General features: G+C 39.9%; 24 protein-coding genes. 18 read left to right on the plus strand and 6 right to left on the minus strand.

Translation table 11 applies throughout. The features are described from left to right. Nucleotides 1-143: 143 nt before the first annotated feature. Nucleotides 144-350, minus strand: a complete 207-nt coding sequence (locus CXF82_RS20565) for a hypothetical protein (protein WP_102044854.1) — start codon at nucleotides 348-350, stop codon at nucleotides 144-146. Between the two features lie 231 nt (nucleotides 351-581). Here CXF82_RS20565 and CXF82_RS20570 point away from each other — a divergent pair, with 231 nt between their 5' ends. The 15 genes from CXF82_RS20570 to CXF82_RS22685 all read left to right on the plus strand — a co-directional run bounded on the left by CXF82_RS20570 (nucleotide 582) and on the right by CXF82_RS22685 (nucleotide 15,560). Then, a complete protein-coding gene (locus tag CXF82_RS20570) occupies nucleotides 582-773 on the plus strand; it encodes a hypothetical protein (protein ID WP_102044855.1) in 192 nt (63 codons plus the stop codon). An 80-nt stretch (nucleotides 774-853) separates the two neighbouring features. Further along, nucleotides 854-1,042 carry a hypothetical protein gene (locus CXF82_RS20575; RefSeq protein ID WP_145991709.1) on the plus strand — a complete coding sequence of 63 codons (189 nt, stop codon included), beginning with the start codon at nucleotides 854-856 and terminating at the stop codon, nucleotides 1,040-1,042. A 290-nt stretch (nucleotides 1,043-1,332) separates the two neighbouring features. Continuing rightward, nucleotides 1,333-1,683, plus strand: coding sequence for a hypothetical protein (locus tag CXF82_RS20580; RefSeq protein ID WP_102039556.1), 351 nt, complete (start codon nucleotides 1,333-1,335; stop codon nucleotides 1,681-1,683). A 56-nt stretch (nucleotides 1,684-1,739) separates the two neighbouring features. After that, nucleotides 1,740-2,888 (plus strand): BamA/TamA family outer membrane protein, encoded by a 1,149-nt coding sequence (locus CXF82_RS20585; RefSeq protein ID WP_180961238.1) that lies wholly within the window; start codon nucleotides 1,740-1,742, stop codon nucleotides 2,886-2,888. An 885-nt stretch (nucleotides 2,889-3,773) separates the two neighbouring features. Next, entirely contained in the window at nucleotides 3,774-4,481 is a 708-nt protein-coding gene (locus CXF82_RS20590) for a hypothetical protein (RefSeq protein WP_102039557.1), read from the plus strand. Nucleotides 4,482-4,616: 135 nt separating this feature from the next. Beyond that, a complete protein-coding gene (locus CXF82_RS20595) occupies nucleotides 4,617-4,997 on the plus strand; it encodes a hypothetical protein (protein ID WP_102044856.1) in 381 nt (126 codons plus the stop codon). Nucleotides 4,998-5,366: 369 nt separating this feature from the next. After that, complete coding sequence (gene ssb / locus CXF82_RS20600) at nucleotides 5,367-6,053, plus strand: single-stranded DNA-binding protein (protein ID WP_101092463.1); 687 nt, start codon at nucleotides 5,367-5,369, stop codon at nucleotides 6,051-6,053. Nucleotides 6,054-6,205: 152 nt separating this feature from the next. Beyond that, nucleotides 6,206-7,501, plus strand: coding sequence for a site-specific integrase (locus CXF82_RS20605; RefSeq protein ID WP_180961239.1), 1,296 nt, complete (start codon nucleotides 6,206-6,208; stop codon nucleotides 7,499-7,501). Continuing rightward, nucleotides 7,501-9,060, plus strand: coding sequence for a site-specific integrase (locus CXF82_RS20610; protein ID WP_219621797.1), 1,560 nt, complete (start codon nucleotides 7,501-7,503; stop codon nucleotides 9,058-9,060). Before CXF82_RS20605 ends, CXF82_RS20610 begins: the two co-directional genes overlap by 1 nt. Before the next feature lies 1 nt (nucleotide 9,061). Next, nucleotides 9,062-11,125, plus strand: a complete 2,064-nt coding sequence (locus CXF82_RS20615) for an integrase (RefSeq protein WP_102044858.1) — start codon at nucleotides 9,062-9,064, stop codon at nucleotides 11,123-11,125. A gap of 2 nt (nucleotides 11,126-11,127) precedes the next feature. Next, nucleotides 11,128-11,568 carry a hypothetical protein gene (locus tag CXF82_RS20620; protein ID WP_102044859.1) on the plus strand — a complete coding sequence of 147 codons (441 nt, stop codon included), beginning with the start codon at nucleotides 11,128-11,130 and terminating at the stop codon, nucleotides 11,566-11,568. 4 nt (nucleotides 11,569-11,572) lie between these two features. Next, complete coding sequence (locus CXF82_RS20625; protein WP_102044860.1) at nucleotides 11,573-11,989, plus strand: VPA1267 family protein; 417 nt, start codon at nucleotides 11,573-11,575, stop codon at nucleotides 11,987-11,989. After that, complete coding sequence (locus tag CXF82_RS20630) at nucleotides 11,986-14,124, plus strand: AAA family ATPase (RefSeq protein WP_102044861.1); 2,139 nt, start codon at nucleotides 11,986-11,988, stop codon at nucleotides 14,122-14,124. The genes CXF82_RS20625 and CXF82_RS20630 overlap by 4 nt, the downstream gene beginning before the upstream one ends. Nucleotides 14,125-14,305: 181 nt before the next feature. Continuing rightward, nucleotides 14,306-15,448, plus strand: a complete 1,143-nt coding sequence (locus CXF82_RS20635; protein WP_102044862.1) for a PcfJ domain-containing protein — start codon at nucleotides 14,306-14,308, stop codon at nucleotides 15,446-15,448. Continuing rightward, on the plus strand, nucleotides 15,438-15,560 hold the full coding sequence (locus tag CXF82_RS22685) for a hypothetical protein (RefSeq protein ID WP_257982835.1): 123 nt from the start codon (nucleotides 15,438-15,440) through the stop codon (nucleotides 15,558-15,560). Before CXF82_RS20635 ends, CXF82_RS22685 begins: the two co-directional genes overlap by 11 nt. Before the next feature lie 77 nt (nucleotides 15,561-15,637). Here the strand turns inward: CXF82_RS22685 and CXF82_RS20640 are convergent, their stop codons facing one another. The 5 genes from CXF82_RS20640 to CXF82_RS20660 form a co-directional block, all read right to left on the minus strand. Then, a complete protein-coding gene (locus tag CXF82_RS20640; protein WP_180961240.1) occupies nucleotides 15,638-16,699 on the minus strand; it encodes an Abi family protein in 1,062 nt (353 codons plus the stop codon). A 451-nt stretch (nucleotides 16,700-17,150) separates the two neighbouring features. Then, complete coding sequence (locus tag CXF82_RS20645; RefSeq protein WP_102044864.1) at nucleotides 17,151-18,845, minus strand: DUF2326 domain-containing protein; 1,695 nt, start codon at nucleotides 18,843-18,845, stop codon at nucleotides 17,151-17,153. Beyond that, nucleotides 18,836-19,072, minus strand: a complete 237-nt coding sequence (locus CXF82_RS22725; RefSeq protein WP_102044865.1) for an ABC-three component system middle component 6 — start codon at nucleotides 19,070-19,072, stop codon at nucleotides 18,836-18,838. Before CXF82_RS22725 ends, CXF82_RS20645 begins: the two co-directional genes overlap by 10 nt. After that, nucleotides 19,069-19,665, minus strand: coding sequence for a hypothetical protein (locus CXF82_RS20655; RefSeq protein WP_102044866.1), 597 nt, complete (start codon nucleotides 19,663-19,665; stop codon nucleotides 19,069-19,071). The genes CXF82_RS22725 and CXF82_RS20655 overlap by 4 nt, the downstream gene beginning before the upstream one ends. Nucleotides 19,666-19,670: 5 nt before the next feature. Further along, nucleotides 19,671-19,970 (minus strand): hypothetical protein, encoded by a 300-nt coding sequence (locus CXF82_RS20660; protein ID WP_102044867.1) that lies wholly within the window; start codon nucleotides 19,968-19,970, stop codon nucleotides 19,671-19,673. A 289-nt stretch (nucleotides 19,971-20,259) separates the two neighbouring features. On the opposite strand from CXF82_RS20660, the gene CXF82_RS20665 reads away from it, so the two are divergent. From CXF82_RS20665 to CXF82_RS20675, 3 genes are all read left to right on the plus strand, one after another. Beyond that, nucleotides 20,260-20,607, plus strand: coding sequence for a hypothetical protein (locus tag CXF82_RS20665; protein WP_102044868.1), 348 nt, complete (start codon nucleotides 20,260-20,262; stop codon nucleotides 20,605-20,607). Nucleotides 20,608-20,612: 5 nt separating this feature from the next. Continuing rightward, nucleotides 20,613-22,073 carry an SNIPE associated domain-containing protein gene (locus CXF82_RS20670; RefSeq protein WP_102044869.1) on the plus strand — a complete coding sequence of 487 codons (1,461 nt, stop codon included), beginning with the start codon at nucleotides 20,613-20,615 and terminating at the stop codon, nucleotides 22,071-22,073. 72 nt (nucleotides 22,074-22,145) lie between these two features. Further along, a complete protein-coding gene (locus tag CXF82_RS20675) occupies nucleotides 22,146-23,435 on the plus strand; it encodes a DUF3644 domain-containing protein (RefSeq protein ID WP_102044870.1) in 1,290 nt (429 codons plus the stop codon). Nucleotides 23,436-23,485 lie beyond the last annotated feature (50 nt).

The following is a 23,485-nucleotide window of genomic DNA, read 5'->3' on the forward strand; positions in this document are numbered from 1 at the left end:
TGTAAGAAGTTAATAATAAACTTGTGTGTTATTAAGTTTTTATCAGACTATTTTTATTATTTAGCCACATATTATTTGTCTAACTTTGAAGTTAATAAAACTCAGGTGAGTTGAGCTTTGCACCTATATTGTAGTTAGAGCTACTAGAGTAAAAAACTCTCCAGCAATGCTTGGATATGTAGTTGTTCATCTAGCATCGTTTCATAAATAACAAAAAAGGACAATAAAGAGACAGTTGTAATGAAAATTACCGCCTTATCTAGCATGTTTGTCTTATCTGTTTTGTTATTTGGATTTTGCTGCTGTTGCAGAACATTATTTAATAGTGAACTTAAGTGTTTACTTGACATTTTATTGCTCCTTAATGTTTGTCTACGGCTATTATCCAATCAAAATACTTATACCAATAACTACATTGTATTCGAATAACGAATAGCATCTTGAGGACTAGCTCAATCAAGCTTTTATGTATTCGTTTCACCAATAGTTACTAACTTAGGAAAGTTTGCTAACTCCGATAAGGTAAGAAGAGATCCCAACTAAGGTTTGTTAAATTTAAACAATTAGATAGAGTTCATTAGATGCTAACGTCTTTAGTCTTCCTATTTTGTACTGGTATAAAGCAGGTGGTGTTAATACCCGTTGGATTGTCTGCTGATGGAATTAGCGGTTGCATGAACTTAGATCTCTGTACAGCGAGTTTCAGCTTATTTAAGTCACATCTACCAGAAATGGATGTGTTAAATGAAGAAGGCTGGCAAAGCAAGGTTTAGCAAACATCATGACTTGGGGTTAGGCCGCTTCTCAAAATAGGCAGTACTGAGAAGCCTTACTTATTAAGATGGGAGAACCCTTGATGATTTATCTAGTGCGATACAGTTTTAATTATCAGCACAAGAATAAGCACACCAGCGAGCGTCTAACAGACAAAGTTTTTGTCAATGATAGAACGCTTCAAGGCGCTAAAGTACAAGTTACACGCCGCGCAGTAAGCGAGGACTTAAAAGGCTTTAAGATTATTTCAGCAGAAGTGATGTTATAGCTATGATTATCCTCTCCTCTACATGCTGATAATTTTTCTTTTCAAAGCAGGCTTAGCTTCAACTAGGCCTCCTATCTCTAAACTCTCTCAATAATACTTATTCATAAAAATGTTATGACAAATACAGCACTCATATAAATAGCTCACAACAATGCAAGTGTGCTTTACCTCTATGTCATTATTCGCTTCAGTGACCTATTCGATTTTTGAATGATAACCAACTCCTTGTATTGGTTTTTGTTGAGTAAAATAGCCTCAAGATTTACACACTAACTACATGAGGTACGACTATGAAACTTAAACATCTATTACTGACAGCCACTCTTGCACTTACTTGCGTAGCGACTAGCTCATATGCAGATTACTGCGACGATACATTAGGAGAGATGGTCGGTGGCGCTTTAGAAGGTGGTCTCGTTGGCACCGGCTTGGGTGCAATAGCTGATGGTAGAGGCGGGGCTATGCGTGGAGCACAAATTGGTGCTGCAGTTGGTGCACTTGACGGGCTTATTGAAGGAGAGATCAAGCGTGACCGCTGTCAGCGAGACATGCGAGATCTTGAGGATGGCCTAATCATGGATGAGCTTGATGATATGGCAATTGAAGATGCTATCGCCGACGACATTATCTTTAACGACTAATAGTCAAATTTACGCGCCTAGTGATCTCTGCGCGTGTATTCCTTGGGGGAGTCAACATGAACAATCGTAGTATTAAACCCGCTTTAACTGCAGCCGCGATATCGCTAATGATGTTGCCTAGTCTTGCCTCTGCAAGCTTTATGGACGCTTTTACTGATCCTAAAGATGGCCGTATAGATGCAAGTCAGTGGATCTTGGATAACTCAGCAGGCTTTATGCCTATTCCACTGATTATTACTGAGCCGGCAGTAGGGACGGGCGGTGGTGCTGCGTTGTTGTTCTTCCATGAGACTGATGAACAGAAGGCTAAGCGTGAACTATATCCGGATGAAGTCACTAATATTCCACCCAGTGTCACGGGTGTTGTCGGTGCAGCGACGAGTAACGGCAGTAAACTTGTTGGCGTGTTCCACTCTGGAAACTGGCAAGACGATAATATACGTTACTTAGGCGGCATATTTGGTGCTGAGTTTAACTTAAAATACTATGGTGAAGCATCAGATCAAGCCAACAATTTCAATATAAAAGGGCTGTACTTCTTTCAAGATATTGATTTTAGAATAGCGGGCAGTAACTTTTTTCTTGGTGCTGATTACGTCAATATGAATTCAGAAGCATCTTTTGATATGTCTTCGATGCTGCCTGGCGTCGATCCTCTCGCACTGGACAGTAATGACGCACACGTAGGCCTTAAGGTCACATACGATAGTCGTGATAACCAATTCTCAGCTAGGACAGGAACCAAAGCGGGTCTCAAAGCCAATATGCATGGCAAAGGTGTTGGTGGTGACTTTGACTATCAGGATTATCATGCATTTGTTGAGACCTATCATCGAGTGGCACCAAAGTGGGGCGTTGCTATGCGACTTGATGCTAAATCAACCACAGAAGGTGCACCATTTTACGCTAAGCCCTTTATTGATATGCGCGGCATGGCGGCAATGCGCTATCAAGCTGACAATACAGCGCTTGCTGAAGTTGAAGTTAGCTATGACATCGATGACCGATGGACAATACTCGGCTTTGCTGGCACCGGTAAAGCGGTTAATAACGATCAAAGTTTTAATCAGGCTGAATGGCAAAATGCTCAAGGAGCTGGCTTTAGATATCTGCTAGCACGCCAACTTGGTTTAAGAACCGGTATAGATATTGCCAAAGGGCCAGAAGAGTGGACCATGTATTTGCAGTTTGGTGGGGCTTGGTAGTTGCCTGCTAACTTTTTATTTGAGAAGGAGCTTTGTTGCTCCTTTTCCGCATAAGAATACTAAAGTAATCATACTTGAGTACAAAATGATTGGGCATCGCTAATAATCTAAAATGCTTCAGTATGTAAGCTTAAAGGAGTGATTTGGAATAACGGCGTATTCTTCGTCATACTACAGCGGACTCGGGAGTTCTTTAAGCCTCTTCCTTTAGCGTACTAATACAATAAGTGAGAGTTGTAGTTTTAACAGGAGCTCTGGCTACTCTCGTTGAGCACAAAATCAAGCTGCAGCAATAGAGTCCGCACTATCGCTAACACTTGAATGGATCTAGGGATTCATATTTCAGTCAGTTAAAAGGGCCACTCAGTTGGCCCTTTTTGGCCTTCAAAATGAGGGCCCAAATCGCAATCGTCGCCAATGATAGCTGTGGGTTTTATAAAGATGGTATTAAGAGGTTATGTGGCCAAATTAGTGTTGATGAAATGTACTTTTTTAAGCTGGAAAGCTATGTAGCCTGTCACTCCTATATTCACCGCTCACATCAATTTTTCATTGGCAGCCTAAGCGCGAGTAAATACTCAATAATATCTAGTAAGACTACTTAAATCAGTCTTGATTCATATTCCCTTCTGTAAAAAATGTCGGATGTTCTATTGCCCTATTAGCTATTTCATCGGTTTACCTTCTTTGACGCGCAAGTATCAGATTTAATCTGAATCAGAGCTGACTGTTTCGACCATTCAATCGAACGACCTATTCGATTTACCTATACTACATGGTTTAACGAATTACTTTTTCAATGTGAAAATAGCCTCACTTAGCAAGCTTACGAAATAATTCTATTTGCTAATTAACTTAAAAATCAAATCAATGAGGATGAACATTATGAAAAAGTCAGCAATCGTTATCGCAACACTACTCGCGCTATCTGCAGGCACTGCAAGTGCAAATACAGAAGTACTAAACGGCTTCACTGGTAAAATTGAAGCTGAATATACCACTCAAGATAAGCACGCTAATGTTGAAACCCAACTAGGTTACGACTTCAACTTCGGCGCGGTATCGGTTATCCCATTCTTTGCAGCTGAAACGGCATACTCTGGCGAACGTAACCTAGAAGATGGTAAGCGTGAAGGCTTTGATAAAGGCGGTTTAGGCGGCGGTATCAAGGTACAAACTAACTTTGACAACTTCTATGCCTATGTAGAAGGTCGTGCAATGCGCAAAGATCGTCTTAAGCTTCAAGGTCCAACACCTGAACTCTCGGGTTATACGCCTGCAGGGGCAGAAATTTTTACCAATAGCACTGTTAAAGAATACCGTGGCGAAATAGGTACTGGCTACATCTTTGACAATGGCCTAAGTGCCGGTGTTGAAGCTTCTTTCACTCAAGATCGCTTTGAAGACTTCAAAGATGAGAAACGTGAAGTGTTCGCCGTCGCTGGTTACCAAGTGTCAGACAATTTCAATGTGTACTTAAAAGCGGGCCGCGCTGATACAGCGGAGCTTAAATTAGTAGCAGTACCATCATCAGATAGTTTGAAAGGTGAGTGGGAAACAAAAACAGTTATTGGTCTAACGTACAAGTTTTAATCGCAACAGCTCTTAGTTAATGGTACCTCGATGCTCTAAATTCTATACAAGGGAAAGCATCGAGAGTCACTTTAATGAGTTGCCACCAATAACTTACCATCTTTTTATAACGTTAAACCGAATTAAGGGAACATCATGGAATTAACAGGATACTCTGTTAATTATAAAGCAATTGCTTCGCGCTCAGTTTTACTGCCGAAGTTACCACTTCATAGTCAACGTAAATCTAAAATCGCAAATGCACTTGCTATTGGATTGCCAGTCATCATGCTTAGTTTTGTACTGGCCAGCTCTGCTAATGCAGAGATAGCTTGTGCTAGTACTGACTTTGAGTGTCAGGTGGCATTGTCAGAAAGAGTGGAGATTGAATTGGATGAGCGTTTGGCGCTTTACCATAAGCAGAAGGAAGTTCAATCGAAGAAAGAGGCGGTGCAGCGTGAATATATGCAGCAGGCTCATAATCTATGTATAGAGAACCCATTTGCACTCAAAGATCAAAAGGACTGTAAACGTTGATAGCCAAACTTAAATTGGTAATATCTACAAGCCTGAGTGTTATGACTCGGGCTTTTTACTGTCTGCTGTACTCATTAGCTTTCTCTGAGTGATAGGAGATCTAAAGCAGATCATTTTGTGGTCTATGATATTTAGTCGATATTATTTGATAATCTTGAGGGAAGTAGCTGCTAATGACAGAGTTTAAATTCCTTAACCTGTTTAAAATTCGCCATTTAGTTACTTCTTATCTTCATCGTTTATAGTCAACTCACTTTGTGTCGAAAGTCGCTTATTTAAAAGTAGATGAGCATTTCGATTTGAGAGAAGCCAGAGCTGTGTTACGCTCTGTCGATTAGTAAAAATTTATAAATTTAGCAGGAGATTTCAATGGCCAGTCGTGGTGTCAATAAAGTAATTTTGGTAGGTAATTTAGGACAAGATCCTGAAGTTCGTTACATGCCGAACGGCAATGCCGTAGCCAACATTACCGTGGCGACAAGTGAATCTTGGAAAGACCCACAAGGTCAAAAGCAAGAGCGCACAGAATGGCACCGCGTAGTGATGTTTGGCAAATTGGCCGAAATCACGGGTGAATACTTACGTAAAGGCTCTCAAGTGTATCTTGAAGGCAAGCTACAGACCCGTAAGTGGAAAGACCAAAGTGGTCAAGATCGTTACAGCACTGAAGTGGTTGTCGATCAAGGCGGTCAAATGCAAATGTTAGGCGGTCGTGGTCAAGGTCAAGCTCCTGGTGCACCAGCACAAGGCGGATACCAGCAGCCACAACAGCAAGCACCTCAACAGGGTGGTTATGCACCTAAGCCACAGCAAGCAGCTCCTCAGCAAGGTGGTTATGCACCTAAGCCTCAGGAAGCTCCTGCACAAGGCGGTTACCAGCAACCACAACAGCAACAAGCACCAGCACAAGGCGGTTACCAAGCGCCACAGCAAGGTGGTTATGCACCTAAGCCTCAAGCTGCACCAGCTGCACCTCAGCAGCGTCCTGCTCCACAGCCACAGCAAAACGTGACTCCAGATTTGGATGATGGTTGGGATGACGATATCCCGTTCTGATTGACGGTTAATCAGAAAGTGTCAGAAAAGACATTACTACGCTAAGAAGACCAGCCATACGGCTGGTCTTTTTTGTTTCTGACACTTTTGACTGTCTAAATATGTACTATATTAGACTTGCGGTTAAAAATTATGTCAGAAAAGGAGTGATGATGTATAAGCTGGATATACTGATATTTGAAAATGGAGAGCGTTACCCTATTTTGATGGGTGAGGATGGTATGCCTCATTTATTTGTCACTCTATATGTTACTACAGAACTCCGTACCAAGATGGCCTTCAACACTATGGTCAATCGGCTTAAGGCAATTCTATGGCTGTTCGAGTGGGAAAAGAAGCATGCTCGATGCTTGGCCGAAGAGTTTGAACAAGCACAATTCTTAACTGTTGAAGATATCTTAAGCCTTCGTGACCATATGAAGCTTAATGCAATTGAGCAAAAAAATCATGATATGGGAAAAGCTAAGTTAAAACGCAGAGTCATCAACCTGAATGGTCCTGCTAGCATAACGACTACAGTAGCTTCTGTTAGTCAAAATCATCAGTACAACAGAATAACTGCTATTGCTGCATATCTACATTTCCTTGCCACAGTAACCAATCAACTTCGCAATAATCCAGAAGTAACGAAAGATATAGATGGTATGTCTAAGGCGCTAAAGAAGCATAGACCCAAAGGTCGTGGTCGAAATGTGGCTGAAGAACTAGATTCAAATTATTTACCTGATGGACTGCTTGATGAATTTATGGATGTCGCCAATCTTGAAAATTCCTTAAACCCCTTCAAAAATTCGATAGTAAAACTGAGAAACTATTTAGTTTTTAGGCTGTTGAGAGAAACGGGTATTAGACGTGGCGAGGTGCTATCGCTAGAGATTTCATATCTGGAACTGCACGGGGATAACCCTTTTATTTGGGTAAGACGAAAACACGATGACAGGCACGACCCTAGAATTTATCAACCAGTCTCAAAGACCAAAGAGCGCAAATTTCCGATTGCGAAAGAGACTGCGCAATTGCTCGATAGTTATATTGTAAATGAACGACTATCAACTCCAAATTCTGCTAAACACCCTTATTTGTTTATCACTCATAGAAAATGTGAAACTCAAGGCCAGCCAATTAGCTACAGCTACTTTAGTAGCGATATTATCTCAAAGATGAAAGCTGTTGATGAGCGTTTTTCTGTTATCCATGCTCACACCTTTAGGCATGAATGGAATTTAGATTTTTCAAGGCGAATAGATAAAATTAATAGCTCTGAAGAGGGTCGCAATATTCCTCCTGAAGAGGAAGCTAAGATGCGAAAATTTCTTATGGGGCATAGCTCAGAGAAGTCTGGAGACGTTTATAATCAACGCCACATAAGAGAAAAAGCAATGGAAATAATACTTGCTGAACAGATTGAATTAGAAGATAAAATTAAACGGAACCTCAAGGACGAATAATGAGTAATGGAATATGGAAAGCTGGAGATGGTGCTCTCCCCGCAAAATCAACTAATTTATTGATTTCAAAAGATGGATACACTTTTGACTCAAACTCAAATAGATGGATGCTAAACAAAGATAGAACTCTTGTTTTTCATTCAAACGTTCTAAATATGGAGACTCGAACGTCTCAAGGGCTTAGGTCTACATTAGCTAGATATGCTGAAGAGCTATCAGCTTCACATACCTGCATTATGTATGCACTCTTTCGGAGGATGATTCGAGTTACGGAAGCAACTCGATTGACACCTACCGTGATTCTTAATTGGAAGGCGCATTTAGGAAAAGACAGGGAGTGGGAACTAGGCAACATGCGAGGGCTATTAATCAGATGGTTTGATTATGGCTTTTATGGCGTACCTGCTGAGATAGTAGAGTTGCTAGGAAGTTTAAGATTAGCAGGAAATGAAAAAGGAGTAGCGATTGCTAATCGTTGCCCGTATTCGGGGGCTTTTACTGAAAATGAAGTATTAGCAATCAACGATGAGTTGAATCGTTTGCTACGTGATGAAGATATTTCATTGGAATGCTATGCATATGTCAGTTTAACTCAAGCAACTGCGAGACGACCTATTCAGTTACGCCAATTAAAGGCATGTGATTTGCTCCAAGATACTATTCAAGGTGCAAGGTCATATCGCCTCAACATCCCTCGTTCAAAGCAACGTGGAATAGGTTTTAGAGGCGCTTTTAATAGACTAGATATTACCGAGGATTTGTATCTCATATTGAAGAATTTGCTAGATCTTCAGATCGCTGCTGTTGAATCAATATTCAAATTAACTTTGGATGAAAAACATAAGCGTAAAGTTCCTCTATTTTTGGATGTAAGCTATTGTCGTCATCTATTTTCTTCTGGTGCATCAATTACTGACATATTGGACTTAGATGTGATGCACCTAGCCGCAAAAGATCTTGGGCAATCCTTGATGAACTTATTTGCAAAAAAGCAGAGGGCAATTTCAGAACGCACAGGTGACATCATTCACATTACCTCTCGCAGGTTTCGAAATACTCTTGGAACCAACCTCGGTCGCAAAGGCTTTGGTGTAAATATAATTGCCGAAGCTCTAGATCAATCCGATAGTCAAAATGCCAAAGTTTATACTGAGAACACGGCTGATACTGTTCAGTATATTGATAAAGCTGTCGGTAAAGAATTGGCTCGATATGCCAATGCGTTTTTGGGTAGAGTCATTGAGACATTGGAAGATGGTGAGCGAGGTGATGACCCTACAGCTCGAATTCCAAATGACAAAAATGAAGTTGTTGGAGCTTGTGGTACAAATAGCTTTTGCGTAAATGGTTACGAGTCATGCTACGTCTGCCACAAATTCCGTCCACTGTTAGAAGCGCCTCATGAACAGTTTTTAGAAAACCTCTACAAAGAAAAAGAACAACGATTGAAAAATACAGGCAGCATTCAGTATGCAAATGTTAAAGATCGTTTGATTTTAGCTGTGGAACAAGTCGTTAGTATGTGTGATGAAATTAAAGTGAGAAAGGGAGGGGCGTGATATGAGTGATATTGTTCAGTTTCAACCAAAGTCAGCTCATACGGCTCAAGAAAACCTAAACGAGTTTGTTAGCCTTTGTCGGGATGAGTTAACCGCTTTTGGTGAAGAGTGTTGGGAAGGTGACAATTGGAAAACTTTTTATGGCAAATCTAATAAAAAGGTGAATGCTCGCTTTTCTACTAATACGCAGCCATCTACAAGTTACAATTTTGAACCAATGGCAAAGCCATTTATCTACTTCGCTAAAGCTTACATTCGATACTTCTATTCATTAAACCCAGTTTCAAACTTGCAGCGTTATATGGAAGCATTACGAGGCTTGGAAGAGTCGTTGCTTTCAGTCAAAGGTGTAGCTGATATTACTGCTCTAGATGGAAGTGTACTTAGTGCATTAACTAATGTCCTTTCTGAAAGATACCCAAGCTCAGTAGCGTTGAACAAAATTGGCTATCAGATTGAAAGGATTTTAGACTTTTGTCGCTCCAAACAAATAACGCCTTCTCTGCCCGAATGGACTAACCCTTATGCAAGACCAAAAGATTTAACTATCGCTTTGGATGAGAAGGGAAAGGAGTATAAGGCTAAAAAACTGCCTTCGAATGAAGTGATGATGTTGGTTTCTAAACTGTTCAATGATGCCCCCAATTTGGGTGCCGAAGCCGAGTATTACAGCGCCGTTATGGCACTCTTGATGGTTGCACCTTCTCGCAGTTCAGAATTGACGGTTTTACCTGTTAACTGTCTAGAGTGGGAAGAGGATAGAGCTGGAAAACGTCAGCTCGGCATTCGCTGGAACCCAGCAAAAGGCGGTAAGGCGGGGTTAAAATGGGTTCCTTCCGTTATGCAGGATGTGGTTGTTGAAGCTGTTGCTAGGCTAGAGAGGATTGGTGCGTCAGCACGTTTGGCAGCAAAATTTGCAGAAGAAAATCCGAATGTTTTTATGCGTCACAAAGACTGTTTAACTCCTACCTCCTTTAAAGACGATAAGGCTTTAGATTATCTGGAGTTGGCTGCTGCAATAGCTATGGAAATGGATCGCCCTTCTCATATGTACAACAAGACAAAGTGGCTTGGTAAGTTATATCAAGAAGGAGGTGGTGAAATTACCTATGAATTGCTTGGGAAGTATTTTTACGACTTTTATGTATCCAAGTTGAATAACTGGCCTTATATCGACAAAGCTTCAAAAGTCAAAGCTTCAGAAGCTTTGCTGTTACATAGAGAAAATGAATTTCATGCTGACTTCTCTCCTCGTAATTTTTCTTTTGTTTTACCCACGGTAAATCATATCAATGATCGTTTTGTGCAGTCTGGAGCCAGAGGGGAGCGGTCCCTTTGGACAAAGTTAAACATCCAGCAATCAGATGGCTCTCCAATTTCGTTACAGAGCCACAATGCCCGTCACTGGCTATCTACTATGGCTGAGCGTGGTGGTATGGATGAACTAACTTTGGCTAATTGGGCTGGTCGTGCAAAGGTTTCTGATAACAAACACTATGACCATAGAACTGAAGATGAGAAAAGTGATGCAGCCAGAAGTCTGATGCTTCCAGAAGATGCCAATGCTCTTGATAAAATCAACGTAAATTTACCCGTGTCATATGAAGATATTGGCAGGAAGGACATGCTGGGTATCGCTATCGTCACTGAGTTTGGGGTATGTGAGCATGATTACTCTATGATGCCTTGTCAGCGCAGTGGTGACTGTGAAACCTGCAAAGAGCTTGTATGCATTAAGGGGTTCGTATCATCGCTAGATCTTCTTAAAAAACGAGAAAAAGTAGTTGAAGAGCAATTTGATAAAGCAGGAAAAGATCATGAAATGGGGGCGTTTGGGACTGATCGCTGGGTGAGTTCTCTGGGTTGGCGACTTTCTCATATTCGAACCAAAATTCGCTTACTCGAAGACGACAGGGTGCCTGATGGCGCTGCGATCCGCATTCCTGAAGAGTTTGACCCTTCTCCTGTTAAAACGGTTCTATTGGAAAAGGGTTATGACACCGAAGTTCAGAAATCAGACTCAATCACATTAGATGATGATGTGTATAAATTGCTAGGGTTGTAATGATGCCGAAAATTGTAATTACACAAGCAAATATTAATACAGTTCTGAAGCTTATCCTTACTTGGGAGGGGAAGCTAACGTGGGGGCTGTTGTGCGAAAGGATTGCCAGAGAGCTTCAGGTTGACAAAGTGGAGCGCCAATCCTTAGCGGCTTATACTGCAATTCAAAAAGCTTATAGCGAGCGAAAAGAAGAGTTGCGCACTAAGTCGCATGAGGTTCAGAGAGTCTCTGATGACGTGACGGTGGAATATCTGAAAAAACAAGTCAAAGAGCTTCAAGCTGAAGTGTCAATCTTAAAAAATGAGAACAAAAGGTACAAAGAGCGATTCATTCTTTGGCAGTACAATGCGTATTTGAATGGTGTTCGGGTCAGTCGGCTTGATGATGTAGCTGATGTCTTAAATAAACCATTAACAGCAGTAAATCGAGCCAAAGGAGGGTGAGGTAGTGGCTAATGGACAGCAAAAAGCACAACAGAATTTAGAAGCCTTTATTAGCTGGTCAAGCACTATGACAGATGATGATTTTCGTCAGATTGTTCACCGTGGACAGTTAAATCGAGTTGAGGTTTCAAAAGGTGTTGGTTGTGCAAAGTCTGTCCTGCTTCAAAACCCTAGGGTGCGAGCACTGCTAGATGAGCTTGAAGTTGGCTTAAGAAAGCGAGGTGTATTGCCTCAACTGACTGATGCTGCAAATTCAGTTCAAGATCTACCTAAAGTTCACGATAGAACCCTCTTAAGACGCTCACAAGACTCAAAGCGTGTTGCTGAGCTAGAACAGGAGATCTTGACGTTAAAAATGCAGCTAGAGCGCTTTAAAGAGCTTTCAGAAGTAATTCACGAGCTGGGGCTTGATGAATTATGAATGAAGTTGCCGATCTTAGAATCACCTCTGTGTGGGTGTACAGCAGGAAGTGGGCATGCTTTTCAGGTGTTCCAATCGTTAGTGACGGATTCGTTAGAACTAGCGGAAAAGATATTGTAGTCGTTAAGACTAAGCCTGAGCTGCTGCCAATAAAACCTGCGGTAGGGCAACATTGGCGAATAACAGGAGTATCTACGAGTCGTATTGCGGCTCATGGTGATTTCAAGGTGAACGAGCACCATTTCATAGACCCAGAGCGCTGTGAAGTTACTCTGCCCCATGATGGTGAGAATTTTATTCGATTTATTGCCAAAGAAAAAGACTTTAGGGGCATAGGTGAAGTAAAAGCCAGAGAGCTTTGGCAAGCCTTCCAAAGAAGCATCTTTAATATTCTCCAGCAAAAAGATATCGGTAGGCTCACTAAAATTTTGTCTGAACAATCCGCTCAGAGCTTGATTGACGGGTTTCAAAAATACGCCAATCTAAAATACTCAACGTGGTTCTCTGATAGAAAAATCCCGCCATATATCCAACAGAAACTATTCAAATATCACAAAGAGAATTCGGTTCAGTCGATTATCGATAACCCTTATAGGTTAGTGACTTTCGGGATGCCTTTCAAAGCTGCTGATGACATAGCTATCGAGAGCTTCGACATTCCATTTAATGACATTAAAAGACTGATTGGATCTGTTGAGTACGCCCTTAAAAAGCACTCAAAAAGTGGAGGTCACACAGTTGCCGCACATCAAGATATACATCGCTCAGTATGGACTTTGCTTGGTAGCAAAGAATTAGCATCTAAAGCGTTAAAAATTGCTGACATTGGTAAGTCTTATTTCATCGACAGCGAGACAGGAAGTTATCATCATACGCCTTTACTTGTTATGGAAAAGGTAGTGGCTAAGCGGCTGCTAACTCTAAATGGCAGGGAGGATGGAACCAGTTTGGAGTTTGACTTAGCTTATGTTGAGGCATGCAAAGAGTTGCCCTACGACTTGACAGCAAAGCAAACTGACGCAGTACTCATATCGTTGGCAGCAAGCGTATCCTGTATTACAGGCGGAGCTGGTACGGGTAAAACGACCGTACTCAGAACAGTATTAAAAGCCTATAACCATATGGGGTTTGATATAAAAGCGATTGCTTTGTCAGGTCGAGCTGCTATGCGCCTGCATCAAAGTATTGGGTTTACCACATCAACAATTGCTGCGTTTTTAAGGCAAGATCCGATTGAAAGTGACTCTAAGTGCGTAGTAGTCATTGATGAAGCTAGCATGATTGATTTGCCCACCATGTATAAAATTGTTGCTCATACCAATCCTGCTGTTCGCTTCCTCTTTGTTGGAGATTATCATCAATTGCCACCCATCGGTGCGGGTTTGATTCTTGCTGACATTGTTAAGTCTGGTGTAATCAAGAACACTGAGTTAGACATCGTTAAGCGACAAAATTCAGCTTCGGGGATTCCTCACTATTCGAAATTAATCAAAGATGGTGAAGTCCCTGAAGAGTTGTCTATCGGTCATATTCACTTTCATGATGTTGCACTTGATGATGTAGCAGCTAAATGTGTTGAGCTATATGCACTGAGTCCTCATTGCAGTCAGGTTGTTGCTGCAACTAAGAAGCTGACTCTAGATATCAATATCCGATGCCAAAACAATATTAACACTGGCGCTCAGCGATTAGAGTTTGAAGAATTCGGAGAGCGATATAGAACCGATTTATTGTTGAACGACCCAGTGTTATTCACCAAGAATAACTATGATGCAGGTGTTCAAAATGGCTCCCTTGGTCGGTTGACCTCATTGGCACAAACAGCAGATAGCCATGGCTTAGTAAAACTAGATGATAGCCATGACGAAATTGTTATAACTAGAGCACTTCTTGACTCGTTGGAAGCTGGTTACTGCATCACTTTACATAAGGCTCAAGGCTCTCAGTTTAAGCGAGTCATAGTCGCACTTAGTAGCGCAAAGATGCTGGATCGAGCTTGGTTGTATACAGCCGTCACTCGTTCGGAGGATGAATTGCACATTGTCGGCTCACAGGAATGCTTTGAAAAGTCAGTGCGAAGTCTCAGTGCTCATCATAAGCGTCAAACTCATCTTGCTTACCTGCTTCAGCAATAGCTATAAGCCTCCTCAACTAGTGCATAAAAGTTAATTTTCATTTTACCCAGTTTTTTCAACACCTTCGTTCTTTGAACTGATATTTACTTCTAAACAGCGCTTTTGCTCAGATAAATTCAGTGCTATACCACGTCAACATTTGAGTGTTATTCAAGTATTTTATCACTGTTGGAGGGGAAGCGTGTTCTCAGTTAAATCGATTAATAGTGAGGAAGTGCTCTTAGATTCGGGGGAGTGTAATGGCAATCGGTATCGAATTTATTTCAAGAGTTGGGATGAAAACTTGAGATGGAGCGTTGCTGTCAATGATGACATTTTTGAGTCTCAAACTTCCGCACCAGGTATAAATTTAGCGGCTTGTCTAACTGATAATGAGCTGAGCATTGGTTGGTGGAGTGAATTGAGTTCTACGTTCAAGGCTAACGTGCTTCTTTTTAGTGATGAATCGGCCTATGTGCTTCAACTGGCAAGTAAGCATCAATGCATATTCGAGCTTGTTGAAGCGAGACCAGCTTTGCTCGCATTATTGCTGTTTAACACTGAGGGACAAGAAGCATTGATTGCAGTCGCTTCACAAGCTCAGAGAGAGATTTTGCCGATACTTGGTATGTCTGCATCAAAGAAAGTGTTGAAAGTGCTTAGCAAGTATTCCTGTGAGCGATTTGATAGACCGCAGATAGATAGATTGTTGGAGTTCCTGAGAGCTAACCCTAACAGCGATGCGCTTCAACACGAAGCACTGATAACTGATGCGACAATCAAAGTTGCCACTGCCCATCCTTGGCTTATTTCAACCGTTTTGTGGCGAAGTATTTGCCATCTCGAAAGAGTCAAAAGGAAGAGCTTTATTTCATTGATTGATGATTGCTTGATGCTTGCAGCGACTTTAGGTGTAGAGAATGAAAAGCGAGTAATTAGCTCCTTGAAGGGGTTAGAAGAGCTTCAAGCGTTGCATGATCGATGGGTTCTGAGAGTGAACTCTAAAACTATCGAAGACATACCTGTCGAAGAGTACGAGATGGCTTTTCATTTATTCCCGCTCCCTGATATTGATGGTATTGAAGCGATTAAGAATAGAGGAGAGCTGAGTGAGGAAGGAATTACTTTAAAGCACTGCATAGGCGCATATTTCGATCATATCTTTTTTGGTTGGTACTGTGCATACAGAGTCACCAAGCCGCAGCGAGCCACAATCGGGCTTAAATTAGCAGAAGATGGCAGTTTTACTTTAGACCAAATTCGAGGCCATAAAAACGCAAAAGTGAGCAAAGATACATCTGATTTTATTACAACGTGGTTAAAAAGAGGTAAGTATGAACAATAAAAAACAAGCAAAAGTCCAAGTAAAAACAGGTCTGGACTCTGGGAAAACAAAATATTCAGTCAATGAGTTATTAGGGGTATTATTGAGGAAGGCTTCTTCAGGTAGAAGTTAATTATATAGATGCTAACTTATGGTTTCATTAGTTAGCATCATTTTATTTCCAACTTATCAATTGAGTCGCATGATGAGTTATATATGGCCTAAACATAGACTTTTAAGTTTTGGTTTACTTTTATCATGCTTATTTGCGACAGGTTCGAAATTTACTAAGTCTCCCTTTTTAATCGATTGATTTTTAGGATATAAACGGGCAGGAAGATAAAACACGTTTTTGTCTTTGCTACTTTTAACCAAAGAAAAGTTTTTGGCTTCATGTTTAAAGATGACAATTCCGTTATGACGAGAGTCTAACTCTACACTTTCAAGCCATTCCTCAGCATTTAAATCTTCAAGTTTATCCATCTCTTTGGGTAGCTGTTTAAAACGTTCGATTTCTCCAATAACACAGAGTGTTGCATACTTGGTGTCGTTTTCGAGTAATTTGATAAGCTTTAAATTCGAGCTATTAATCCAGTTGATAACAGTAAGACAGTCTGCATATATTCTTGCTGTTTTATTGACGGCATTTTCAATGGAATAGTGTTCTTTATCATTCCACATTGGTTCGTGATGAGCTAAACGATTTCGAATAGAGTTGATATATACAAGTTTGTCCCGTATTTTTTTGATACTTAGAGGGGTTTTATCTTCTTTTATGGCATTTGGGAAAACTATACTACGAAGCGTTGGCCAGAGTTGTAGGTTAGTCGTTTGGTTGACATCGTAGGCGGTACTGCAAAATGAAATCCAAAAACCTAATGGTAGCTTTGATATTAAATTATCAGCTGTAATAGGCTTATTTTGCTTTACTAGTTGCCTCTCTGCGGTTTCAATGTGTCTCTTAGATTCAGCGGGGGATGTATTTTTCTCAATTTCAGTTTTAAACCACAAAATATCAACTAAAGCCTTTGCTTCTTCGATTTTTTTACCTTCATTAACAAGACGCTGAACTTCACTGTCAATGTATCCATAATATAGGGCATTACGCAAAGATACTTCAATGAGTTGTAAGGGAGGAAGAAGGTTAGAACATAAGAGTTTGTTCCATAAGTAACCTCCAACACATTCGATTTCATCATTGTTGAAATGAGAATTTTTATAAGTTGCTATTCTCTCTTGTGAGATGGATTGAATTATAGATTGAATTGTCACAATGTGGTCTCTAATGTGTTGATGGTTATAACTTTATCACAGAATTGACAAAGTTATAATTAGTTGTATAATTAACTTAAGATAGCTTGCTATCATGTGTGAGCGCCTTGATCCACTCAGAGAAGGTCTAGGTTAGCGAATAATATTTCAGAAAAGGTTCCGAATAGGAGCCTTTTTTGATCATAATGAGATAGTCGTCATTTTGTTCCAGTCGCTTATTTGTTGACGGCAAAGTAAAGTCTTGTTAAAGTTTGATCTGTTGACTGAATAGTCATCATGTGTGAGCGCCATGATCCACTCAAAGAAGGTCTAGGTTAGCGAATAATATTTTCAGAAAAGGCTCCTAAAGGAGCCTTTTTTGATCCAGTAAAAAGTAAACCTCTTCACACATTTAAAAGTGCTTTCTAGGTTCGGTTCTTTTGTTGTCAAAGTAACTATCTAAGCTCATCGTTTATACTTTAAAGAACTTGTCTCCTACTGATAATTCTAAAATTCTATTTTGTGTTACGAATTCATGCCCAACCAACTGAAGTTTATCATTTAAAACTGAGATGACCGTTTGAATTTTTCTTTTGTTAGCAAGTATCATTAGCTCTGATAATTTCTCTTCGTCTATAGACTCTAGGTAATCTTGTAAGGTGAACTGAGGCAGTTTGGCTTTACTTTCTTTTACGTATTCAACCATCGCCATATCAAAGGCCATTGATGCCGCTCTAGGTGCGCCGTCACCAGAAACTTTGTCTTCGTTTACAGTGGAAAATGTTAATGAACCGTTCGCTTCAGAATTTACCTTGAGTTGCAGGCTAAAACTCTTAAACAATTTTGTTGTGATGGACTTTAAAGGAGTATTAAAGCGAGTCAGATTTGTAGCTAATTCACCCATATACGATTCTAGCATAGCCCTAAGTTCTGCTATTTTATTATTCTTCCCGTTGACCTCATCTCTGATAAGCGAGACTTCATCTAAGACGTAAGTTAATCGCCCCCGCTCTTCCCTTTTTTCTTGAATAGCCTGCTCTATCAAAATGAATCCGCTTAGATGGCTTTCATTTGAAAGAGATTTGAATAGTTTCTTTTCAAGACCAAGCTGTTGGTTTAAAAGATTTTTTACTCTGGCTAGTTTTGAGTTTAAAATACCTGATTGCTTTTCGACATATTGAGCTTTTTTAATAAATATAGCGTTGTGAAACTCAACCGCCTCATCAAAGGTTTTAGTTAGGTTTGGAACCAAAGTTAGTGCTTCGTCATAAATCGCTTTTATCGCTGTCGAATCTACATGAGCAACTTTTGTTCGATAGTTTTTTATTGTTCTCTGATTGTATATTTCTTTTGTTTCTAGGTTGGTGATTTCATTTGACAATGTGATGATTTCACTACGATGTACTCTTAGTTTCTCAATTGCTTCATTCTGTATGCCTGTAATGTCATATGAATCTTCTCGTAAATATAAAAGTTCTAGAGCATCATCAATCGAGGATACTTTATCTGAAAGCTCAGACTCTTTACTGCCATTTAATAGGAAGCTACTTCTGAGCTGAAGAGTCTTTATTTCCTGAATTAATTCGAATTCTTGAGTTAGCTCATGATGTCCATCGAACCCAAAAATGTGGGAGTATATTAATGTGTATTCATCGTTGCTTGTAAAAAAGGAATTAAATCTAAATACGTTTCCAGAAGAGCCTTTATCTAAACGAACGAATCGACTTTTAACGCTGTTATAGGAAGGTTTTTCAACGTCATAACCAAATATTTTTGCCACCGCAGTTTTAAACTTATCTTGAGAGCTATACTCTTGTTCATTTATCCAGCTAAGGCGTCTTAATCGAGTGCCTTTTTTCGTTAGCTGAGCCTCTACTTTTCTTGTTACCGAGTAGTCGATGCCGTTAACGTTTAGTTTTAGAGTGAATGTAAGCAGGCCTCCTGTAACCAGTTGATAAACACTTTCGTTTACAGTTTTTGAGTCTGGGTCTTTCCAAATACTATCGCCATTAGATCCAAGGCAAAAATTTATAACTCTTAATGTAGTGCTTTTTCCTACTTGGTTGCCGTCATCATCTTTACTCGTGATGATATTAATTCCATCTTGAAAATCGATGTTACGAATTACTCTGTGACCCTCAGATACAGTTAGGTTTCTTAATTGCATAACTTTATGTCCCCTGTATCTGTTAGGATTATGTAACCTGTGATAAATAGCCAGTCGAGTCCAAATATTAGATAAGAAAATGATAAGGTTTCGTGTTCGCTATTATATTTGTTTAGCAATATTATTGGGTTGATAGACTCAAATTGATAAAGCTTTAGAATGCCAAGAATGTTGCCACCAATGACAAACAAACTCTTTTTTGGTGTTTGAAAATTGGATGCGATCATTGTGGCTTCTCTAATATTTGGCAGTTAATAAAGCCATAACAAACAATGAGTTCTTGCGCTGCTTCTACTAACTCGATGGGAGCATTTATGTGACCAGAGCAAGAGCTAATAATGGTTGTCGCCACCTGATGAATAATTTTGTCAGCATTGGCTGATATTATTTCTTGTGCTTTTGGTTTATCTGAAGGGTCAATGCTGTTATCTAGAAATAGCTTTCTCTTGCAACCTTTGTACTTCTTATTTATTGCCCATAAAAAAGTGACTTTGGCATTGGGATTCTGGTCATCAATGCTGTCAAGTATACCTTCTATTAAGGCCATGTAGCCTGTGTTTTCCCTTATGTCATCGGCATATATCTTTACGGAGTTATAAGATATCTTATCCTCAACATCAGGTATTTCAGTGGTGTTACCTATTTCTTCGTATTGAGGTTGGTAAGCAGAAATTATTTTATCTAATAATGGTATCAAAATGGAAGGTAAGGAGGTTGCGTGTTTATTGATAGTTATGCTAACGGGACTCTCCGTTCCAGTGCTGGTTATCGCAATTCCGTTATCCGAAGCTTGAGTTTCACCTATCCTCTGTAAATTCATCTTGATTACTTCTTTATAGTTACAGGGCTATGACTTCCAGAGCTATCAACAGCAACGGAGTTGCCAGTTGCACGTGTTGTTCTGCTTGGTGAGTTTTTAGAGCTAACGTGAACTATGAGCAGTAAGACAAATGCAACAAAGGTAGCAGCTAAGCTATAAAGAAATGCGTTATAGGTCTGTTGAGCTGTTAGATCGGAAAAAATCCCAAGGCTAAACCACTCTTGATGCATAGAATAAAAGAGAGCAGTTGCTATAGCTGTAAGCCCAAAGCCTGCTTTGAGTGAGGTAGATAGGAGGTTTAGCATTTCAAATTCCTTTTCGTTTGGCTAATTTTTGACATGTTACCATCAGTTTCATAAATAAGCAGTATTTTCAATTGATTAAGTGTTTTCTTTATTAGTCATTTGGTTGTAGCTCAAATTGGCTTCCAAGACTGGCTTCATCATAAGCAAGTACAGCAAGGCTCATGGTCGATTTTTATTTTAGAAACATAAATCTCTGTTTTTGCTATGCACTGCGTAGAATTTGAATGGGTAAGTGTGCTTACATAGGAAAGGGTGTTCAGTTGTCAGTTATAGGCGTAAGGAGGAGGCGTTGGCTAGAAAAGGGAGCGGTTTAAGGTTAGCTATTAAAGTTGTTAAGGCTATTGATAAGGCTGGTAAGCAAGCAGCTAGAGATACTGAGCGGAGGCAAAAGGCAAACGCTAGGGAACAAGCTAAAGCTGAGAGGGAGTATCAAAAGCAATTAAGGGAGCGGGAGCGTGATGCAATTAGTGCGGAAAAAGATAGGGCTAGTCGAGCTAAGCAAACTGAAAAGTTAAATGCTGCTCAAGCCAAGCAACAGTTCAAAGATTCGCTTATTGATGCCCAAGAAGAATATGCTGAGAGATGCTCAGAAAGAGCCGCTTTACGTAAACAATTTATTAATGCAGTACTAAGGTAGTCATTATGGATAACAACCTCCTTATCGTTATAGCTATAGCTGTTTTAGCCGTAATTATTAGCTATTTCGTTGCCAATCATAACTTCAATAAAAAACTAAACGAATATAAAAATAGTGTTAATCAAAAGCTCGATGAACACAAAAGTATTGATGAAGCTTTGCACCAAATAAATGCAAAGATGGCACTTGTTAAAATTGAGCTTGATGATGACTCCAAAGAATTGGAGCGTGTGCAAGTAGAGACTGCTGAGTTACAAGAACTTAAGAAAAATGAAAAGCAGTTATTAGAAAATGTTCAGTTGCATACGTCAGCGATTTCTAAGTTAGAAGCTGATGAAGAAAAGCTTGTGTTAAGCATATCTAAGCTTGGTGTGGAGCAGGAAGAGTTAATGGGAATGTTAGATTTATATTCTCGTTTGGATGAATATACGACATGCGGCCATTTTGAAATGCCTGACTACCTCTATGAGACCTCAGTTAGATTTGTTGAGGAAATCAAAGATGTCAGGGTTCAGCAAAAAGAAATGATTAAAGATAAAGAAGCAGTCACTTACCCTGATACGACAATCATCTCAAATGATAAATCGTTCAATAAAAAGATTCTAGACGGGCAAGTCAAGTTGATGCTAACTGCATTTAATACAGAATGTGATTTTCTTATTGGTAAGGTTAGCCCAAGTAGTTTTGGTCGAACTTTGGAACGCATAGAAAAGCTTGCTAACACTCTTGAGAAATCGGCAGCCACCTTAGAGTGTGGCTTTAACATCAGTTACGTAGAGCTAAAGTTTGAAGAGTGTAAACTTCAATATCAATACACACTGAAGAAGCAGGAAGAAGTCGCAGAGCAAAAGCTAATTAAGGAACAGATAAGGGAAGAACAACGGGCTATCAAGGAATATGAACGAGCTATTGCTGAAGCTGAAAAAGAAGAAAAAATGTATAGGGATTTACTGGATAAAGCACGAAAAGAGCTATCTGAAGTATCTGAAAGTGAAAGGTCTGTCGCAGAACTTAGAATCGCCCAACTTGAGCAGCAATTATTGGAAGCTGAGGCTAAAGAAAGTCGAGCTAAGAGTATGGCTGAGCAAACTCGAAAGGGTCATGTTTATGTAATTAGTAATATTGGCTCATTCGGAGAAGATGTATACAAAATTGGGATGACTAGGCGTTTAGAGCCTATGGATCGTGTCAAAGAGTTAGGCGATGCAAGCGTACCGTTCCCATTCGATGTGCATGCAATGATATACGCTGAAGATGCTCCAGCACTTGAAACGGCTCTTCATCGAACATTTACGTCATTACGGGTTAATGCTGTAAATCTTAGGAAGGAATTCTTTCAGGTGGATCTCGACTCTATAAAAGAGGCTGTTGATAATATTGATGGGATGGATGTTGAGTTTAAGATGACAGCTTTAGCTGAAGACTATTATGAAAGTCTTCGTTTACAAGAAAGGTTAGCTGCCTAATCTCTACTAGTAAAAAAGCCTTCAGTGTAAAGGGTGAAGGCTTTGCCTATTACTGTAAACAAGGATGTAAATATGGGTAAAAATACGGCTCAGCAACATTTCTTCGAGTTTTTAAGAGAAAAGCAAAAGCTATCGAAAACCTTTAACAAGGCCGAAGTAATCAAGGCTACTAATTGGAAGCCTGATACATTTAAAACGTACTTTGGTAAAGGTCAAATAACGCAGTTTGTAGTTAAATTAGCTGTTGATGAATTTGAAGCTATAAATACGCTCGACATCAAATTTGTTGAGTTCAAAAAGCGGTTGTCACAAAGTAAACACTATCAAGAGCTTGGTCATAAGTGTAAGTCTAGTCTTGCTAAAGCATTGCTGAAGAAGTCTCGTGACAACATGATGTTGGCGCTTGAGTTGTACAACAGGCCGTCATTGGAAAACAAGCTGGATGGTTTTGTTGTCTTGTTCTCTATGTCTTGGGAGCAATTGATAAAGGCAATACTAATTGAAAGAGATGGCGAAGATAGTATCTACAAGCCGCCATCAAAAAAAGGCATTAGAGAAACCATATCCTTAAGAGTCTCTTTGGATCGACTATTTAAAGGTAACGATTCAATTAGAAAGAATATCGAGATAATAACAGGCTGGAGGGATAAAGCCGTTCATCTGCTGATGCCAGAATTACAAGGCTTAGCCTCTAGGATATTCCAATCGGGAGTCTTGAACTACTCGGCAAAATTTGAGCAGTTTAGTGATACCCCCTTCCTTCATGCACAGCATAGCGGCATGCTTTCTTTAGTTGGCGACTTCAAGCTCCCTCCAGCTTCTGTTCTCAAAACAAATTATGGCTTAGCGGCAGATGACATTCTGGAGCTGGCTATGGCCGCTGAAGAGGAAATTAAAAACTCTAACGACATTGAATTTGCAATACCCATTAACGTCTCTCTAGTGTATGCCAAGGATGGGCAAACGATTATTGCCAATGCAAGCGGGAATAAAGAAGACTTACAGAATCTAAAAAATGCCCTAATTATCAATAAAACAGTGAACGCTGAAGAGTCGCACCCTTTAACTCAAGATAATGCAATTAAGGCTATTAATGTGGAGTTGGAAAGCACTTTCGATGAGGGGAAGTTGAATCGTTGCCTTATTGCAAGAAAGGGAGGTAAGCCCAATTTTAACCGTAATTGTTTTCAATCCTGCCTACAGAAGCTCAAGTGGAAAATGGACAACAACGACTATCACTTTTACCAATCCATTGCTAATAAACACATCTATTCCCCTTTAGCGGTTCGTGAAGTAGTGAAGCGGGTTACTGAAAATGAGAGTTTTTTGTCGGAAGCAAAAGCAAATTTTAACCGTAAGTAGGCTGACAATCTGTTTCCATATTTAGTATCGCTTTCAGATTGATATAGCTA

The sequence above is a fragment of the Shewanella sp. GutDb-MelDb genome (assembly GCF_002836075.1).
Classification (GTDB): Bacteria; Pseudomonadota; Gammaproteobacteria; order Enterobacterales; family Shewanellaceae; genus Shewanella.

Excerpts from the sequence above, each read along its gene's own strand:
- CXF82_RS20565 (WP_102044854.1), bottom strand. The coding sequence starts at position 350 with ATGTCAAGTAAACACTTAAGTTCACTATTAAATAATGTTCTGCAACAG.
- CXF82_RS20570 (WP_102044855.1), top strand. The coding sequence starts at position 582 with ATGCTAACGTCTTTAGTCTTCCTATTTTGTACTGGTATAAAGCAGGTG.
- CXF82_RS20580 (WP_102039556.1), top strand. The coding sequence starts at position 1,333 with ATGAAACTTAAACATCTATTACTGACAGCCACTCTTGCACTTACTTGC.
- CXF82_RS20585 (WP_180961238.1), top strand. The coding sequence starts at position 1,740 with ATGAACAATCGTAGTATTAAACCCGCTTTAACTGCAGCCGCGATATCG.
- CXF82_RS20590 (WP_102039557.1), top strand. The coding sequence starts at position 3,774 with ATGAAAAAGTCAGCAATCGTTATCGCAACACTACTCGCGCTATCTGCA.
- CXF82_RS20595 (WP_102044856.1), top strand. The coding sequence starts at position 4,617 with ATGGAATTAACAGGATACTCTGTTAATTATAAAGCAATTGCTTCGCGC.
- ssb (WP_101092463.1), top strand. The coding sequence starts at position 5,367 with ATGGCCAGTCGTGGTGTCAATAAAGTAATTTTGGTAGGTAATTTAGGA.
- CXF82_RS20605 (WP_180961239.1), top strand. The coding sequence starts at position 6,206 with ATGTATAAGCTGGATATACTGATATTTGAAAATGGAGAGCGTTACCCT.
- CXF82_RS20610 (WP_219621797.1), top strand. The coding sequence starts at position 7,501 with ATGAGTAATGGAATATGGAAAGCTGGAGATGGTGCTCTCCCCGCAAAA.
- CXF82_RS20615 (WP_102044858.1), top strand. The coding sequence starts at position 9,062 with ATGAGTGATATTGTTCAGTTTCAACCAAAGTCAGCTCATACGGCTCAA.
- CXF82_RS20620 (WP_102044859.1), top strand. The coding sequence starts at position 11,128 with ATGCCGAAAATTGTAATTACACAAGCAAATATTAATACAGTTCTGAAG.
- CXF82_RS20630 (WP_102044861.1), top strand. The coding sequence starts at position 11,986 with ATGAATGAAGTTGCCGATCTTAGAATCACCTCTGTGTGGGTGTACAGC.
- CXF82_RS22685 (WP_257982835.1), top strand. The coding sequence starts at position 15,438 with ATGAACAATAAAAAACAAGCAAAAGTCCAAGTAAAAACAGGTCTGGAC.
- CXF82_RS20645 (WP_102044864.1), bottom strand. The coding sequence starts at position 18,845 with ATGCAATTAAGAAACCTAACTGTATCTGAGGGTCACAGAGTAATTCGT.
- CXF82_RS22725 (WP_102044865.1), bottom strand. The coding sequence starts at position 19,072 with ATGATCGCATCCAATTTTCAAACACCAAAAAAGAGTTTGTTTGTCATT.
- CXF82_RS20655 (WP_102044866.1), bottom strand. The coding sequence starts at position 19,665 with ATGAATTTACAGAGGATAGGTGAAACTCAAGCTTCGGATAACGGAATT.
- CXF82_RS20660 (WP_102044867.1), bottom strand. The coding sequence starts at position 19,970 with ATGCTAAACCTCCTATCTACCTCACTCAAAGCAGGCTTTGGGCTTACA.
- CXF82_RS20670 (WP_102044869.1), top strand. The coding sequence starts at position 20,613 with ATGGATAACAACCTCCTTATCGTTATAGCTATAGCTGTTTTAGCCGTA.
- CXF82_RS20675 (WP_102044870.1), top strand. The coding sequence starts at position 22,146 with ATGGGTAAAAATACGGCTCAGCAACATTTCTTCGAGTTTTTAAGAGAA.